We start from the raw sequence: 15,075 nt of genomic DNA, 5'->3' as shown, positions 1-15,075 counted from the left end.
CCGTTCGGTCAGCCCTGCGGAACGCCTGCCTCCAGGTACAGCGCGGCACCGCGCTCACGCGCCCGCAGCGCCCACCGCAAACGCTCGTACCGTACGGGCGGCAGCAGTTCGGCGGCCTCCTCCTCGGTGACGAAGCGCCAGGCGCGCAGTTCGGGCCCGGGCAGCAGCAGCGAGCCGGCTTCGGCGGGCGCCAGCCGGCCGCCGTCGAACAGCAGGCGCAGTCCGCCGTAGCCGGGCGGTGCGGGCGATTCCCAGTCCACGACGAGCAGCCGCGGCACCTCGGCCAGCCGTAGCCCGGTCTCCTCGGCGACCTCGCGCATTCCGGCGCGGGCGGGTGCCTCGCCGGGCTCGACGACACCGCCGGGGAACTCCCAACCCGGTTTGTACGTCGGGTCGACGAGCAGGACGCGGTCCTGGTCGTCGAACAGCAGCACCCCGGCCGCGAGGGTCTCCGTGGTGGGTTCCGGCGTCTGCACGATGTCGCAGGGGGCGGCCAAGCCACTGGCCACGGCATCGGCTATGCGGACCGCCGCCTCGTAGGGGGTCAGCGCTCCGGTGTCGACGGGATGGGCGTCGGCGGTGAGCCAGGAGGCGAGCGCGGCGCGGTACGGCTCAAGGTGGTCGTACGCCCACTGGCGCACCCGCAACTCGCCGTCGGGCGGGGCCTCCCGCCCGGCTATGCGCGACCGCAGGATCGTTTCGGCCGGGGCGAGCAGCAGATGCCGTACGGCTATCCGGCGGGCGGCGAGGCCGCCGAAGATCTCGTCCCGGTACTCCTGGCGCAGCAGGGTCATCGGGACCACCAGGGTCCCGCCGAGGTCGGCCAGCATGGCGGCCGCCGTGTCGATCACCAGCCGGCGCCAGATCGGCAGGTCCTGGAAGTCGCCGACCTCGGCGAGGCGTTTGGGCGGCAGCAGGTGCGCGAGCGCTCCGCCGATGACCTCGGGGTCGAAAAGCGTGCTGTTCGGGATCAGGTCGATCAGTTCCCGTGCGGTGGCCGTCTTCCCCGCACCGAACGCGCCATTGATCCAGACGATCATTCATACTCCAGAGCTGGAAGGCCGCTGAGCAGCGACGGAGCCGTCTTCAGGAGATCACCTGGGAGCGAACATGGGAAAAGGAGGCGTCCACAAACCCCGCACCCACTTCTTCCTTCTCCCATAGGCCCCGAAGGTACTCCACGAACCGCGCCTCGATGACGACCGTCACGTCGCTGTACATACCCTCCACACCCGGAGGCCCGGACCCCCGCCCGGCCCCGCCGCCGGAAGGACATCGGTGGCCTGGACCTTGGCCGGGCGCCGTCGCACCGCGCCCCCCGCACCCGCACAGGAGAAACACGCAAGAAATTCGTGCGACCGTCGGGGCAGGGGATGTCAAGACGGCGGCGCCTGCTCCGACCAAGAGGTCGAAGGGCCCAGCCAGGGCCCGTGAACCACGAGGAGTACGAGATGCAGTTCCTGATCAGCCTGCACATCAACCCGGCCGTGCTGGATGCCCTGAGCGAAGCCGAGAAGGAGGCGATCGGCGCAGGTCACGGCAAGTTCATCGAGTCGCTGAAGGCATCCGGTGAGCTGATCAGCACGCAGGCGCTGGTCGACCCGTCGCAGGCCGCCGTGGTCTCGGTGCGCGAGGGCCGGCCGGTGGTGACCGACGGACCCTTCCTGGAGGCGAAGGAGCATCTCGGGGGCTTCTACCTGATCGACTGCGAGAACAAGGAGCGGGCGATCGAGCTGGCGGCGCAGATCCCGGACGCCGCGATCGAGGGTCTGGGAGTCGAGGTGCGGCAGGTCATGTTCGCCGACGGACAATTGGAGGCATGACAGCACCGCGTTTCGAGGACCTGCTGCGGGAACTCACGCCGCAGGTCCTCGGCACCCTGGTACGCCGGCACGGCCAGTTCGAAGGGTGTGAGGACGCCGTACAGGAAGCGGTCCTCGCCGCCGCCGTGCAGTGGCCGGCCGAGGGGGTGCCGGACAACCCGCGTGGCTGGCTGCTGACGGTCGCGTCCCGGCGGCTCGTCGACCAGGCGCGCAGCGACCGTGCGCGCCGTGCCCGGGAGTCGGCGGCGGCCACCGAGGTGGTGCCCGAGGACGTACCGGACACCGACGACACGCTCGTCCTGCTGTTCCTGTGCTGCCATCCGGCGCTGACCGCGGCCTCCCAGACCGCTCTGACGCTGCGCGCGGTCGGCGGCCTGACCACGGCCGAGATCGCCCGCGCGTTCCTGGTGCCGGAGGCCACCATGGCGGCCAGGATCAGCCGGGCCAAGCAGCGGATCAGGGCCGCCGGCAGCTCTTTCGCGCTGCCGGACGGCGCGGAGCGCGAGGAGCGGCTGCGGGTCGTCCTGCACGTCCTCTATCTGATCTTCAACGAGGGCTACACCGCCTCGTCGGGCAGTGCGCTGCACCGTGCCGACCTCGCGCGCGAGGCGATCCGGCTGACCAGGAGGGTGCACGCGCAACTGCCCGCGGACGACGAGGTGACCGGGCTGCTCGCGCTGATGCTGCTGACCCATGCCCGCAGCAGGGCACGGACGACGACGGCCGGGGACCTCGTACCGCTGGACGAGCAGGACCGCGGGGCGTGGGACCGCGGGCTGATCGAGGAGGGCACCGAACTGGTCAAGGCGGCGCTGGCCGGTCCGACGCTGGGGCCTTACCAGTTGCAGGCCGCCATCGCCGCCACGCACGCCGACGCGGGCAAGGCCGAGGAGACCGACTGGCGCCAGGTGCACGCCCTCTACCTCATCCTGGAACGGATCGCGCCCAACCCGATGGTCACCCTCAACCGGGCCGTCGCGCTCGCCGAGACCGAAGGTCCGCCCGCCGGGCTGGCCCTGCTGTCCGCGCTCGACGCCGACCAGCGGATGGCCGGGCATCACCGGCTGCTGTCCGTACGGGCGCATCTGCTGGAGAAGACCGGCGACCTGGCCGGGGCGTACGCGCATTACCGGCGTGCCGCGAAGGCCACCGCCAGCATCGCCGAGCAGCGTTTTCTGGAATCCCGGGCCGAACGGGTCGCGCGCTGTGCGCCGGAGGTGCTGCGGTCGGATCACCCGGAGACCGGGCACGGCTGAGAGGGCGACGCGGATGCCGGTGCGCGGCACCGGCACCCGACCGGGGCGGCAGACCGGAGCCGGGGATCTACTCCTCGAAGGGGACGTGGTCGGCGGCGGCGAGGCCCTCCTGGCCGACGGCGTGGTCGACGGTGCCGAGCGTGTCCGTGACGTTCAGATCGTCGCGGACCTCATGGTCCACCCCGTGGGACGGGGTGATCGCGGCCACGACGAAGCCGGTGGCGAGGGAGGCGAGGGCGAGCATGCTGCGCTTCTTCATGCCCCTATCAACTGTGCGAGCCGCCCGGAGTCACGCGGATGACGGCCGTTCCCCCCTCCAGGTCCACCGTGCTGCGGTGCGGGGGGTGCCCCGTCCTCGTCGTCGTCGCGGAGCAGCAGCGCCGACTGCCGTTCCCGCAACTCGTGCTGCTTGCCCGGTGACAGTGCGCCGTGCAGCTGCTCGAATCCGGTGGCCGACACCTGCCCGGTCCTCGCTCCGTTGCGCCAGGGCAGCACTCCCGCGCGTCCGGCCCGCAGCAGCAGTTGGTCGACGAAGGCCATCACCGTGAGCAGGATGACGAGCCCCGGCAAGGTCATGAAGACGACGAACTCCATGTCCCGAGTATCGGGGACGGCGCTCGGCCGGGAAACCGCCTGGTCCGGGGTTGTGGCCAGGACAGCGGCAGGACCCCGGTGATCTGGACCACGTCGGGTGCTCCCGGTCCGGCACCGCGGCGGCGGGCATCCGGTCGGAGTGGGTTCCGGGGGAGATGACCGGCGACCTGGAAGGCCCGTACATCCGATGTCCTGGGCGAGCCGACGGACGACGCGCACCGGTCGGGCGAGGAGTGCACCCGTCGGCCCTCAGGAAGGTGATCCAACACAACCGAACGCGTGGCGCGACATCCCTTGCAAATAATGTGTCCATCAAGAAGTTTGGCGCGATATCAGTCGGCCGTCACCGCTCCTCTTCCACCATAGTCCGACACGTCCTACCGTGAACGGACGGCCATGACGCGAACATGACGTCATCCCATCTTTCGCGAGTCGGAGGAACGTAACGATGCGTCACCCTCGTACCCGCACCACCCGCACGGCCCGCCGAAGAATGGTCGGGGCCCTCGCCGCAGGACTGCTGTGCTCGGCCGGCCTCGTCTCCCCCGCCATCGCGGCGGCGGCCCCGGCAGCGGGGTCCGTCGCCCCCGCCGCGGCCGAGCCGTCCCGGGCCGCCGCGCCCGCCGACGGCCTGGCCCTCACCCCGCCGATGGGTTTCAACAACTGGAACTCCACCCATTGCCGCGCCGACTTCAACGAGGAGATGGTCAAGGGCATCGCCGACATCTTCGTGGCGAAGGGCCTCAAGGACGCCGGGTACCAGTACGTCAACCTCGACGACTGCTGGGCCCTGCCGAGCCGGGACGCGGCCGGCCAGCTGGTCCCCGACCCGGTCCGGTTCCCGGGCGGGATCAAGGCCGTCGCCGACTACGTCCACGGAAAAGGGCTCAAGCTCGGCATCTACACCAGTGCCGGCACCAAGACGTGCAACCCCGCCGGATTCCCGGGCGGCCTCGGCCACGAGTACAGCGACGCCCAGCAGTTCGCCGACTGGGGGGTGGACTACCTCAAGTACGACAACTGCAACAACCAGGGCGTGGACGCCAAGCTGCGTTACACCACCATGCGGGACGCCCTGCGGGCGACCGGGCGGCCCATCGTCTACAGCATCTGCGAATGGGGCCAGAACAAGCCCTGGGAGTGGGCGGGCGACCTCGGCCAGCTGTGGCGGACGACGGGCGACATCAGCGACAGCTGGGGATCGATGCTGTCGATCCTGAAGCAGAACCTGCCCCTCGCGCCGTACGCCGGACCCGGCCGCTGGAACGACCCGGACATGCTGGAGGTCGGCAACGGCGGCATGACCGACACCGAGTACCGCTCGCACTTCTCCATGTGGTCGGTCATGGCGGCGCCGCTGCTCATCGGCACCGACCTGCGCAAGGCGTCCCAGTCGACCTTCGACATCCTGGACAACAAGGAGGTCGTCGCCGTCGACCAGGACCCGCTGGGCAAGCAGGGCACGGTCGTCTCGTCGGAGGGCGGACGCTGGGTCGTCACCAAGGAGATGCAGGACGGCAGCCGCACGGTGGCCCTGTTCAACGAGTCCGGCACCGCCCAGCGCATCACGACGACCGCGCAGGCCGCGGGCCTTCCGGACGCCCCCGGCTACACCCTGCGCGACCTGTGGCAGCACCGGAGCTACAACACCGCGGGCACCGTCTCCGCGACCGTACCGGCGCACGGCACGGTCCTCCTCCGGGTCTTCGCCGACCACGACTGGGCCACGCAGCCGCCGGCCGTCGAACTCGGCCTGGAGGGCAGCCCGTACCTGGAGGCGGGCACCCCGGCCGAGCTGACGACCACGGTCACCGACCTCGGCCGCACCCCGGCCCGGCAGGTGTCCGTGGCCCTGACCGGTCCCGAGGGCTGGACCGTCACTCCCACGTCGTCCACCCGGGCAGCCTCCCTGGCGACGGGCCGGTCGCTGCGCACCGGCTGGCGGGTGACCGCCCCGGCCGGCACACCGACGGGGTCGTACGGCCTGACCCTGAAGTCCGCGTACCGCTCACCCTCGGGAACGCCCGTCGACAGCGCGCTGCCGCTGACCGTGTCCGTCGCGGTGCCGCCCCCGTCCGGCACCTCGTACCTCGGCGACCTGCCGTGGCTGGAGACCACCAACGCCTGGGGCCCGGTGGAACGCGACACCAGCAACGGCGAGAGCGCGGCCGGCGACGGCCACACCCTCACCCTGGGCGGAACGACGTACGCGAAGGGGCTCGGCGTGCACGCCGACAGCTCCGTCGCCTACTACACGGGCGGCGCCTGCGAGACGGTCACCGCGCAGGTCGGGGTCGACGACGAGAAGGGCGCGAACGGCACCGTCACCTTCGAGATCTGGGCCGACGGCACGAAGGCCGCCGCCACCGGAGTACTGACCAACGCGATGCCAGCCCAGCCGCTGACCGCGGACGTGACCGGCGCCCAGGTGGTCCGGCTCGTCGTCACCGACGGCGGCGACGGCATCGACTCGGACCACGCGGACTGGGCGGACGCACAGATCAGCTGCTGAGCCCGGCCGACGGCCGGTGAACGTTGTGACGGCACCGGGCGACCGGTGTCAGACCCCCGCCGCGGTCGCGTCCGGCCTCCGCGCCAGCGCGGCCGCGGCGGCGCCCACCAGACCCGCGTCCGTGCCCATCTGCGCGGGGGTCACCGTCAGCCGCTGGACGAAGGAGAGGGTCGCGTAGTCGCCGAGGGCCTTGCGCAGCGGGGCGAAGAGGATGTCGCCCGCCTTGCCCACACCGCCGCCGATCACCGCGATGTCGATCTCGACCAGGGTCGCGGTGGCCGCGATGGCGGCGGCCAGCGCCTGCGCGGCCCGCTCGAACGAGGCCACCGCGACCGGGTCTCCGGCGCGGGCGGCCGCCGCGACCGCGGCCGCCGAGGCGTCTCCGTCGGGGCCCGGCTGCCAGCCGCAGTCCATCGCGCGCCGGGCGATGTTGGGGCCGCTGGCGATCCGTTCGACGCAGCCGCGCGAGCCGCACGGGCACGGATCGCCGTCGAGGTCGACGCTGATGTGGCCGATGTGGCCCGCGTTGCCCGTGGGTCCGGGGTGCAGTTGGCCGCCCAGGACGAGACCGCCGCCGACGCCGGTGGAGACCACCATGCACAGCGCGTTGTCATGACCGCGAGCGGCCCCCTGCCAGTGTTCGGCGGCCGTGATCGCCACGCCGTCGCCGATCAGCTCCACGGGAAGGCCGCCGGTCGCCGCCCGGACCCGTTCGACCAGCGGGAAGCCGCGCCAGCCGGGCACGTTCACGGGGCTCACCGTGCCCGCCGAGGCGTCCACCGGGCCGGCGCTGCCGATGCCGACGGAGCCCGCGCGCGCCCACAGGGGCGACCCGGCGAGTTCGCCGAGCACCTCCGTCACGGCTCGCATGACGGTCTCACCGTCCTGCTGAGCGGGTGTCGCACGCTGGGCGCGTACCTGAATCCGTCCGTGGCCGTCCACCAGCGCGCCGGCGATTTTGGTGCCGCCGATGTCGAGCGCAGCCACGAGGTCGGTGTGCATCAGAGTCGAATCTCCCCGTCGAACATGAGAAAACGAAGTGCGAGACAGCCTGGTCTCGTCATGGGGCGCAGGCCGGTGATTGCGGTGGACAGTCTCCCCTGGATCTGACAACGTTGTCCAGGCTCTATGCTCGACGCCACATCCTCATACGAACCCATGGACCTTCGCACCGCCCCGTGGATGACAGGACAGGACGCCGCATCGTGCCAGAGACCACCCGCCGCGCCGACCGCCTCGCTGACCGCCACTCCGGGTCCCGCTACGGCAACCGTCCGACCATGAAGGACGTGGCGGCCCGGGCCGGTGTCGGACTCAAGACGGTCTCCCGGGTGGTCAACGGCGAGCCGGGGGTCACCCCCGACACCGAGCGCCGCGTGCAGGAGGCCATCGACGCGCTCGGCTTCCGGCGCAACGACAGCGCGCGGGTGCTGCGCAAGGGCCGGACCGCCAGCATCGGCCTGGTCCTGGAGGACCTGGCCGACCCGTTCTACGGTCCGCTCAGCCGCGCCGTCGAGGAAGTGGCCCGCGCCCACGGCGCCCTGCTGATCAACGGTTCCAGCGCCGAGGACCCGGATCGCGAGCAGGAACTGGCGCTGGCCCTGTGCGCGCGGCGGGTGGACGGACTGGTGATCATCCCCGCGGGAGGCGACCACCGCTATCTGGAGCCGGAGATCAGGGCGGGCGTCGCGACCGTGTTCGTGGACCGTCCGGCCGGGAAGATCGACGCCGATGTCGTCCTGTCCGACAACTTCGGCGGCGCCCGCGACGGCGTGGCCCATCTGATCGCCCACGGACACCGCCGGATCGGGTTCATCGGTGACATGCCCCGCATCCACACCGCGGCCGAGCGGTTGCGCGGCTACCGGGCGGCCATGGAGGACGCCGGGATAGAGGTCGAGGACGGCTGGATGTCCCTGGGCGCCACCGACCCGGAGCGGGTGCGCCGCGCCGCCGCCGAGATGCTGGCCGCGCACTCCCCGGTCACCGCGATCTTCACGGGCAACAACCGGGTGACGGTGACCGTGATCCGGGTCCTGGCCGAGCACACCGGGCCCGTCGCCCTGGTCGGTTTCGACGACATCGAACTCGCCGACCTGCTCCGGCCGGGCGTCACGGTCGTCGCCCAGGATGCGGCGGCCCTCGGCCGCACCGCTGCCGAACGCCTCTTCCGGCAGCTGGACGGCAGCCTCGTCACCCCGGAGCGCATCGAACTGCCGACCCGGCTGGTCACCCGTGGTTCGGGCGAGCTGCCGCCGGCGGGCTGAGCGCCGATGACGGGACGGACCCTGGAGGAACTGGGTCTCGCCGAGGCGCCGCGGGACCATCCACTGGACTATCCGGGTGCCTGGCCCGCGGACTCCGGGTTCCTGTGCGGGGACCGGATCCTGCCGGTCGACCGCCTGGTGTACCCGGACCGGGTACCGGTCCTCGCGGTCGGCTCCAACGCCTGCCCGGGCCAGTTGCGGCACAAGATGGCCGAGTCCGCGGTCACCTCCGGCGTCCCCATGGTGAAGGCCCGGGTGACGGGGCTCGGGATCGGTGTCTCCGCGCACGTGAGCCGCATGGGGTACGTTTCCGCCGCACCGTTCCGCGCGCCCGCCGCGGTGCGGGAGCTGTTCGTGACCTGGCTCGACGCACGGCAGCTCGCGGTGGTCGACGCCAGCGAGGGCGTGCCGCTGCCCACCGGGAACTACCACCGGGCCTGGCTGCCCGCGCCCGACGTGCGGATCGAACTGGCCGACGGCACGGCGCTCGCGGGGGTGTACGCGTACGTCAACCGGCACGGCGTCCTGGGCGACGGGGGCGGCGGGCCCCGGCACCATCCGGGCCAACGGCCGCTGCTCGCACGGCTGCTGCGGGCGTCCGCCGAGTTGCGGGAGCTGTTCGGCGGCACGCCCGAGGAGTTCTGCGCGCGGGCCCGGGCCGACGCCGGGCTGTGCGACCGCGGCACGGAGCTGTTCGCGAAACGGGGCTGGGCGACGGCGTCCGGCCTTGAGCGGTACACCGACGCGCGGCAGGCCGACCGGTGGACCGGCGACCGGCCGGAATAGCCCGGCATCCCCAGCCTGCCCCGGGGTGCACCCGGTCCGGCCGGAGGCGGGCCAGGTCCCCTGCCGGGGAAGCACCGGGCGCCGACGCCGCCGGGTACGGTGCCCGGTCCGGCCACTGCACCCCGTCCGGCGACGGAGCCGTTGAGCCGCGGCCGGCCCGCCGCGCCGGGTCCGCTACCCGGCCGACGACGCGGTGAGGTCGCCGCGCCGTGGCGCCGCGAAGCCCTCCAGCTCCGGGCGGGTCAGACCGGTGAGCCGGGTGACCTCCGCGAGGTCGAGGGCCCCGCAGTCCAGGCCGCGCAGCAGATAGCCGCTGAGGGCCTTGGCAGTGGCGGGCTCGTCCATGATGGCGCCGCCGGCCCGGTTGGCGTACCGGGCCAGACGGTCCGCCGCGGGTTCGAAGCCCTCGCGGTAGAAGGCGAACACGGCGGCGTAGCGGGTGGGCAGGTGGCCGGGGTGCATGTCCCAGCCCTGGTAGTAGGCGCGGGCCAGCGCGCGCCGGGTGAGGCCGTAGTGCAGTCGCCAGGCGGCGTGCACCTGTTCGGCCGGGCCGACCGGGAGCACATTGGTCGAGCCGTCCGAGAGGCGCACGCCCGTGCCCGCGGCCGCGACCTGCATGACCGCCTTGGCGTGGTCGGCGGCCGGGTGGTCGCCGGCCTGGTAGGCGGCGGAGACACCGAGGCAGGCGCTGTAGTCGAAGGTGCCGTAGTGCAGTCCGGTGGCGCGGCCCTCGGCGGCCCGGATCATCCGGGCGACCGTCGCCGTGCCGTCGTCGGCCAGAATGGACTGGCTGGTCTCGATCTGGATCTCGAAGCCGATCCGGCCGGGCTCAAGGCCGCGCGCCTCCTCGAAGGCGTCGAGCAGCCGCACCATGGCGGTGACCTGTTCGGCGTAGGTCACCTTGGGCAGCGTGAGGACCAGTCCCTCCGGCAGGCCCCCCGCCTCCATCAGGCCGGTCAGGAAGACGTCGAGCGTGCGGATGCCCCGCTCGCGCACCGCGGCTTCCAGGCACTTCATGCGCATGCCCATGTACGGTGCCGCGGTGCCCCGCGCGTACGCCTCGGCGATCAGCCGGGCCGCGCGCGCGGCCGCCTCGTCCTCCTCGGCGTCCGGACGCTGCCCGTAGCCGTCCTCGAAGTCGACCCGGAGGTCTTCGACGGGCTCGCGCTCCAGCTTGGCGCGCATCCGGTCGTACACGGGTCCGGCCAGTTCGTCGTCGAGGCCGAGGACGGCGGCGAAGGAGCCCGCGTCCGGGGCGTGTTCGTCGAGCGCCGCAAGGGCCTGCTCGCCCCAGGTGCGGATGGTGTCGGCGGCGAACAGGTCACCGGGGACGTAGACGGTGTGGACGGGCTGGCGGGTGCCGGGGTCTCCCGGGTAGCGGCGCTCCAGTTCGGCGTCGACGGGGGCGAGGGCCGCGCCGATGTCCTCGCTGACGGCGGCCGCGAGGCTCGTCGAAACCTTCTGCTGCTGGCCCATCGCCACACCCTCCGCTTTCCGTCTGACACTCCGCTACTTTTTCCGCCTAGCGGAATCAACAATCCGTAGAATGAAGTTATCCGGGCGCCTTCCGGATGGTCAACACCATGTCCGCGGGCGGCCACTCGGCCATGTCGTCATGTTCACGCCCATCCCGTGGGCAGTGTCACGCGTAGTTCGCCCACCGACTCGTCCGGCCCCAACGACCGAAGGAGCCCCTGTGCCGAACCACAGCCGAGTCACGCGCCGCCTGGGCCTCAAGGCTGCCCTGTCCGCGGCGGCCGCCCTGCCCCTCACCAGTACAGCACCGTCCGCCTCGGCCGCCCCGGAACCGGCGGAGCCGAGCCGCGGACTGGAGGTCATGTCCTTCAACCTGCGCTTCGCGAGCACCACCGAGCCGAACAGCTGGGCGGTCCGCAGGCCGGTGATGCGCGCCCTGCTGCACCGCGCGGCCCTGCATGTCATCGGCACCCAGGAGGGCCTCTTCCCGCAGCTGATGGACATCGCCTCCGACCTCGGGCCACGCTACGACTGGATCGGCACCGGCCGTCTGCACGGCAGCCGTGACGAGTTCATGGCCGTCTTCTACGACACTCATCGCCTCACCCCGACCGAGTACGACCACTTCTGGCTGTCCGATACCCCGGACGTGATCGGCTCGACCGCCTGGGGCGCGTCACTCCCCCGCATGGTCACCTGGGTGCGGTTCCGGGACCGGCACGCGGACGGCCAGGAGTTCTACCTCCTCAACACGCACCTCGACCATGCGAGCCAGTCCGCGCGCGAGCGCTCCGCCGCACTGATCGCCGAGCGCGTCCGCACCCTCGACGGCTCGCTGCCGCTGGTGGTGACCGGTGACTTCAACGTCGCCGCCCACCGAAACCCGGTCTACGGCACGCTGCTGGCCGCCGGTCTCGTCGACGCCTGGGACACCGCGGCCGAGCGCAGCCCGCTGTACGCCACCTTCCACGGCTACCAGCCGCTGACCCCGGACGGCGACCGCATCGACTGGATCCTGACCACACCGGGGGTGACCACGCGGCGGGCGGTGATCGACACCTTCTCCGCCGACGGCCGGTTCCCGAGCGACCATCTGCCGGTGCGGGCCTCCCTCGCCCTGGGCTGACCGCACCGGAACGAACCGGGGCCCCGCGACCGGCACGCGGTCGCGGGGCCCCGTACGGCCGGCCCGGCGGGCATCAGCCCTTGCGGGCCTTGACCTCCTCGGTGAGCTGCGGGACGACGTTGAAGAGGTCGCCGACGACGCCGTAGTCGACCAGGTCGAAGATCGGGGCCTCCGGGTCCTTGTTGATCGCCACGATCGTCTTCGAGGTCTGCATGCCCGCCCGGTGCTGGATCGCACCCGAGATGCCGGAGGCGATGTAGAGCTGCGGGGAGACCGACTTGCCGGTCTGGCCCACCTGGTTGGTGTGCGGGTACCAACCCGCGTCCACCGCGGCGCGCGAGGCACCCACCGCGGCGCCCAGCGAGTCGGCCAGCGCCTCGATGATCGCGAAGTTGTCCGCGCCGTTGACACCGCGCCCGCCGGAGACCACGATCGCGGCCTCCGTCAGTTCGGGGCGGCCCGTCGACTCGCGCGCCGTGCGGCCCGTCACCTTGGTGCCGGTCGCCTGCGCCGAGAAGGTCACGTCCAGGGCCTCGACCGCGCCGGCCGCGGGCGCCGCCTCCACGGCCGCGCTGTTCGGCTTGACCGTGATGACCGGGGTGCCCTTGGCGACGCGGGACCGGGTGGTGAAGGACGCGGCGAACGCCGACTGGGTGGCCACCGGACCCTCGGCGCCGGCCTCCAGATCGACGGCGTCGGTGATGACGCCCGAGCCGATGCGCAGCGCCAGCCGGGCGGCGATCTCCTTGCCCTCCGCGGAGGACGGGACCAGGACGGCGGCCGGGGACACGGCCGCGTGGGCGGCCTGCAACGCGTCGACCTTGGGTACGACGAGGTAGTCGGCGTACTCGGCGGCGTCGTGCGTGAGGACCTTCACCGCGCCGTGCTCGGCGAGCGTGACGGCGATGTCGGCGGCGCCCGCGCCGAGGGCGACGGCGACCGGCTCGCCGAGCCGGCGGGCCAGGGTCAGCAGCTCCAGGGTGGGCTTGCGGACGGCACCGTCCACGTGGTCGACGTAGACGAGGACTTCAGCCATGGGATTGCTCTCCTGCGTACGAAAGTTGAGGGGCGGTCGGCGATTGCGGGCTCAGATGAACTTCTGGCCCGCGAGGAACTCGGCGAGCTGCTTGCCGCCCTCGCCCTCGTCCTTGACGATCGTGCCCGCCGTACGGGCCGGTCGCGCGGCCGCGGAGTCGACCTTCGTCCACGCACCCGACAGGCCGACCTCCTCGGCCTCGATCTCCAGGTCGGACAGGTCCCAGGACTCGACCGGCTTCTTCTTGGCCGCCATGATCCCCTTGAAGGAGGGGTAACGGGCCTCGCCCGACTGGTCGGTGACCGACACGACCGCCGGAAGCTGAGCCTCCAGCTGCTCCGAGGCGGCGTCGCCGTCGCGGCGGCCCTTGACCGTGCCGCCCTCGACCGAGACCTCCGACAGGAGGGTGACCTGCGGAACGCCCAGGCGCTCGGCGAGCAGGGCCGGAACGATTCCGCCGGTGCCGTCGGTGGAGGCCATGCCGGAGACCACCAGGTCGTACCCGGCCTTCTCGATCGCCTTGGCCAGCACCAGGGAGGTACCGATGGCGTCGGTGCCGTGCAGGTCGTCGTCCTCGACGTGAATCGCCTTGTCCACGCCCATGGACAGCGCCTTGCGCAGCGCGTCCTTGGCGTCCTCGGGGCCCACCGTCAGGACGGTGATCTCGACGTCGTCGTCGGAGTTCTCGGAGATCTGCAGCGCCTGCTCGACCGCGTATTCGTCCAGTTCGGAGAGCAGGCCGTCCACGTCGTCCCGGTCGACGGTCAGGTCATCGGCGAAGTGCCGGTCGCCAGTGGCGTCGGGCACGTACTTCACAGTGACAACGATCCTCAAGCTCACGCCGGCTCTCCTACTGCTTCGTCTGTTCCGGTCTGCCTCTTCCAGGCAGCATAGGCGCCTGCGGCGGCCGATCCCGGTCGGGTCGGCCGCGCGCTCCGAACTGCATATTACTCGTCAGTACACTCAGTTGTTGCCCACTGAGCAAGCGCTTTGAACTGTGACCTGCGCAACGCAGCGTAACCGGAACCCGACAGCTTCGCAGGGGGGCGGGAGCGCGCTCAGTCCCTCAGCGCATTGAAGCCGCCCCCGTGGTAAAGGAGGGGGCGGCCCGCTCCGCCCGGGTCGCCGAGCACGACTTCGGCGAGCACGATGTGGTGGTCGCCCGCGGGGACCCGCTCGACGACCCGGCACACCAGCCAGGCGAGCACTCCGCCGAGCACCGGCACACCTTCCGGCCCTTCGCGCCAGGCGGTGGGCGCACCGAACCGGTCGGCGCCACTGCGGGCGAAGGTCGCGGCCAGCTCGTGCTGATGCTCGCCGAGTATGTGGACGCCGACGTGGCGGGCCTCGGACACTGCGGGCCAACTGGAGGCGCCGATGCCGATGCCGAAGGAGAGCAGCGGAGGCTCGGCCGAGACAGAGGTGAGGGAGGTGGCGGTGAAGCCCACCGGCCCCAGCGCGCCGCGGGCGGTGATCACCGCGACCCCCGCGGCGTGCCGCCGGAAGGCGGAGCGCAACAGGTCGGTGGAGGCGGGCCGGGAGGCGCCGAGGCCGGGCGTGGCCGTCATGGAGGTGTCCTTCTCGGGGAGGTGACGAGCGGGGCCGTTGCTGCTCAACGGCCGGGACAGCGCGCGCTCGCGGTACGGGTCAGGTCGACGTGCGCCCGCCCGAAGAGAAGGAGCTCCTTGACCATGAGGTCAGATTGACGATAGGTGGCATGCGCAGTCAAGTACGCCCGGGCATCCGGCAGCTGTTTCGGCGTCACGAGCGGCAGCGTCACACCGCCTCCCCCAGCGCCGCGATGACATCGACCTTGCGCGGCTGCCCAGCGGCTCGCCGCACCACCCGGCCGGCCGCGTCGAGGACCAGCACGGTGGGGGTCCTGAGGATGCCGAGTTCCCGTACGAGGTCCAGCCGGGCCTCGGCGTCGATCTCCACGTGGGCGACCCCGGGGACCAGGCCGGCCACCTCGCCGAGGACTCGCCGCGTCGCCCGGCAGGGCGCGCAGAAGGCGCTGGAGAACTGTACGAGCGTGGCCCGCGCCCCGAGTTCGGTGCCCAGCTCGGCCGCCCCCAGTCGCTCGCTCTCGTCCCGTCCGTGCACCCGTGTCCTCCCGCTCCGCCGCCTGCCCGGCACTCCATAGCCGCTCACCGCCTATCCGCTCCCTCTTCAGCTGGAGCATTCACGAGACCGCAATGA

16 protein-coding genes and 1 pseudogene are annotated in these 15,075 nt (G+C 72.1%); 6 read left to right on the top strand and 11 right to left on the bottom strand.

What is annotated here, in order from left to right; all coding sequences use genetic code 11:
- Positions 1–8: 8 nt before the first annotated feature.
- Positions 9–1,040, bottom strand: coding sequence for an NUDIX domain-containing protein (locus tag ACFYPJ_RS14420; protein WP_389015605.1), 1,032 nt, complete (start codon positions 1,038–1,040; stop codon positions 9–11).
- A 46-nt stretch (positions 1,041–1,086) separates the two neighbouring features.
- Positions 1,087–1,221: a hypothetical protein gene (locus ACFYPJ_RS14415; RefSeq protein ID WP_389015602.1), complete on the bottom strand. Its 135-nt coding sequence runs from the start codon at positions 1,219–1,221 to the stop codon at positions 1,087–1,089.
- Positions 1,222–1,430: 209 nt separating this feature from the next.
- Here ACFYPJ_RS14415 and ACFYPJ_RS14410 point away from each other — a divergent pair, with 209 nt between their 5' ends.
- Together ACFYPJ_RS14410 and ACFYPJ_RS14405 are read left to right on the top strand one after the other, a co-directional pair.
- The gene (locus ACFYPJ_RS14410; RefSeq protein WP_389015599.1) at positions 1,431–1,823 is read left to right on the top strand and encodes a YciI family protein; all 393 of its coding nucleotides are present in this window, start codon (positions 1,431–1,433) and stop codon (positions 1,821–1,823) included.
- A complete protein-coding gene (locus tag ACFYPJ_RS14405) occupies positions 1,820–3,079 on the top strand; it encodes an RNA polymerase sigma factor (RefSeq protein WP_389015596.1) in 1,260 nt (419 codons plus the stop codon). Before ACFYPJ_RS14410 ends, ACFYPJ_RS14405 begins: the two co-directional genes overlap by 4 nt.
- A 67-nt stretch (positions 3,080–3,146) precedes the next feature.
- Here ACFYPJ_RS14405 and ACFYPJ_RS14400 read toward each other — a convergent pair whose 3' ends face one another.
- Together ACFYPJ_RS14400 and ACFYPJ_RS14395 are read right to left on the bottom strand one after the other, a co-directional pair.
- Positions 3,147–3,338: a hypothetical protein gene (locus tag ACFYPJ_RS14400; protein WP_389015594.1), complete on the bottom strand. Its 192-nt coding sequence runs from the start codon at positions 3,336–3,338 to the stop codon at positions 3,147–3,149.
- 7 nt (positions 3,339–3,345) lie between these two features.
- Positions 3,346–3,673, bottom strand: a pseudogene (locus tag ACFYPJ_RS14395) (DUF6191 domain-containing protein).
- A gap of 448 nt (positions 3,674–4,121) precedes the next feature.
- Between ACFYPJ_RS14395 and ACFYPJ_RS14390 the strand changes: the two are divergent.
- Entirely contained in the window at positions 4,122–6,185 is a 2,064-nt protein-coding gene (locus tag ACFYPJ_RS14390; RefSeq protein ID WP_389015591.1) for an NPCBM/NEW2 domain-containing protein, read from the top strand.
- 48 nt (positions 6,186–6,233) lie between these two features.
- Here the strand turns inward: ACFYPJ_RS14390 and ACFYPJ_RS14385 are convergent, their stop codons facing one another.
- Positions 6,234–7,187 (bottom strand): ROK family protein, encoded by a 954-nt coding sequence (locus ACFYPJ_RS14385; RefSeq protein ID WP_389015589.1) that lies wholly within the window; start codon positions 7,185–7,187, stop codon positions 6,234–6,236.
- 203 nt (positions 7,188–7,390) lie between these two features.
- Here ACFYPJ_RS14385 and ACFYPJ_RS14380 point away from each other — a divergent pair, with 203 nt between their 5' ends.
- Both ACFYPJ_RS14380 and ACFYPJ_RS14375 read left to right on the top strand, forming a co-directional pair.
- On the top strand, positions 7,391–8,452 hold the full coding sequence (locus ACFYPJ_RS14380; RefSeq protein ID WP_389015586.1) for a LacI family DNA-binding transcriptional regulator: 1,062 nt from the start codon (positions 7,391–7,393) through the stop codon (positions 8,450–8,452).
- Between the two features lie 6 nt (positions 8,453–8,458).
- On the top strand, positions 8,459–9,238 hold the full coding sequence (locus ACFYPJ_RS14375) for a hypothetical protein (protein ID WP_389015583.1): 780 nt from the start codon (positions 8,459–8,461) through the stop codon (positions 9,236–9,238).
- A 174-nt stretch (positions 9,239–9,412) separates the two neighbouring features.
- Here the strand turns inward: ACFYPJ_RS14375 and ACFYPJ_RS14370 are convergent, their stop codons facing one another.
- Positions 9,413–10,714, bottom strand: coding sequence for a DUF6986 family protein (locus ACFYPJ_RS14370; protein WP_389015581.1), 1,302 nt, complete (start codon positions 10,712–10,714; stop codon positions 9,413–9,415).
- 220 nt (positions 10,715–10,934) lie between these two features.
- On the opposite strand from ACFYPJ_RS14370, the gene ACFYPJ_RS14365 reads away from it, so the two are divergent.
- On the top strand, positions 10,935–11,840 hold the full coding sequence (locus tag ACFYPJ_RS14365; protein ID WP_389015578.1) for an endonuclease/exonuclease/phosphatase family protein: 906 nt from the start codon (positions 10,935–10,937) through the stop codon (positions 11,838–11,840).
- Positions 11,841–11,913: 73 nt separating this feature from the next.
- Here ACFYPJ_RS14365 and ACFYPJ_RS14360 read toward each other — a convergent pair whose 3' ends face one another.
- The 5 genes from ACFYPJ_RS14360 to ACFYPJ_RS14340 form a co-directional block, all read right to left on the bottom strand.
- Positions 11,914–12,876: an electron transfer flavoprotein subunit alpha/FixB family protein gene (locus tag ACFYPJ_RS14360; protein WP_389015575.1), complete on the bottom strand. Its 963-nt coding sequence runs from the start codon at positions 12,874–12,876 to the stop codon at positions 11,914–11,916.
- 51 nt (positions 12,877–12,927) lie between these two features.
- Positions 12,928–13,716, bottom strand: coding sequence for an electron transfer flavoprotein subunit beta/FixA family protein (locus ACFYPJ_RS14355; RefSeq protein ID WP_389015572.1), 789 nt, complete (start codon positions 13,714–13,716; stop codon positions 12,928–12,930).
- Positions 13,717–13,934: 218 nt separating this feature from the next.
- Positions 13,935–14,444: a flavin reductase family protein gene (locus tag ACFYPJ_RS14350; protein WP_389015570.1), complete on the bottom strand. Its 510-nt coding sequence runs from the start codon at positions 14,442–14,444 to the stop codon at positions 13,935–13,937.
- Positions 14,445–14,488: 44 nt separating this feature from the next.
- Positions 14,489–14,656 (bottom strand): hypothetical protein, encoded by a 168-nt coding sequence (locus ACFYPJ_RS14345; protein WP_389015567.1) that lies wholly within the window; start codon positions 14,654–14,656, stop codon positions 14,489–14,491.
- On the bottom strand, positions 14,653–14,979 hold the full coding sequence (locus ACFYPJ_RS14340) for a TlpA family protein disulfide reductase (RefSeq protein ID WP_389015564.1): 327 nt from the start codon (positions 14,977–14,979) through the stop codon (positions 14,653–14,655). Before ACFYPJ_RS14340 ends, ACFYPJ_RS14345 begins: the two co-directional genes overlap by 4 nt.
- Positions 14,980–15,075 lie beyond the last annotated feature (96 nt).

This window comes from Streptomyces sp. NPDC006012 (assembly GCF_042871185.1).
Taxonomy (GTDB): Bacteria; Actinomycetota; Actinomycetes; order Streptomycetales; family Streptomycetaceae; genus Streptomyces.
The sequence above is the reverse complement of the archived record's forward strand: the minus strand, read 5'-3'. Positions and strand labels throughout refer to the sequence as shown.

Coding starts and splice junctions, on each gene's coding strand:
- ACFYPJ_RS14420 (WP_389015605.1), bottom strand. CDS start 1,040: ATGATCGTCTGGATCAATGGCGCGTTCGGTGCGGGGAAGACGGCCACC.
- ACFYPJ_RS14400 (WP_389015594.1), bottom strand. CDS start 3,338: ATGAAGAAGCGCAGCATGCTCGCCCTCGCCTCCCTCGCCACCGGCTTC.
- ACFYPJ_RS14415 (WP_389015602.1), bottom strand. CDS start 1,221: ATGTACAGCGACGTGACGGTCGTCATCGAGGCGCGGTTCGTGGAGTAC.
- ACFYPJ_RS14405 (WP_389015596.1), top strand. CDS start 1,820: ATGACAGCACCGCGTTTCGAGGACCTGCTGCGGGAACTCACGCCGCAG.
- ACFYPJ_RS14360 (WP_389015575.1), bottom strand. CDS start 12,876: ATGGCTGAAGTCCTCGTCTACGTCGACCACGTGGACGGTGCCGTCCGC.
- ACFYPJ_RS14375 (WP_389015583.1), top strand. CDS start 8,459: ATGACGGGACGGACCCTGGAGGAACTGGGTCTCGCCGAGGCGCCGCGG.
- ACFYPJ_RS14350 (WP_389015570.1), bottom strand. CDS start 14,444: ATGACGGCCACGCCCGGCCTCGGCGCCTCCCGGCCCGCCTCCACCGAC.
- ACFYPJ_RS14385 (WP_389015589.1), bottom strand. CDS start 7,187: ATGCACACCGACCTCGTGGCTGCGCTCGACATCGGCGGCACCAAAATC.
- ACFYPJ_RS14390 (WP_389015591.1), top strand. CDS start 4,122: ATGCGTCACCCTCGTACCCGCACCACCCGCACGGCCCGCCGAAGAATG.
- ACFYPJ_RS14370 (WP_389015581.1), bottom strand. CDS start 10,714: ATGGGCCAGCAGCAGAAGGTTTCGACGAGCCTCGCGGCCGCCGTCAGC.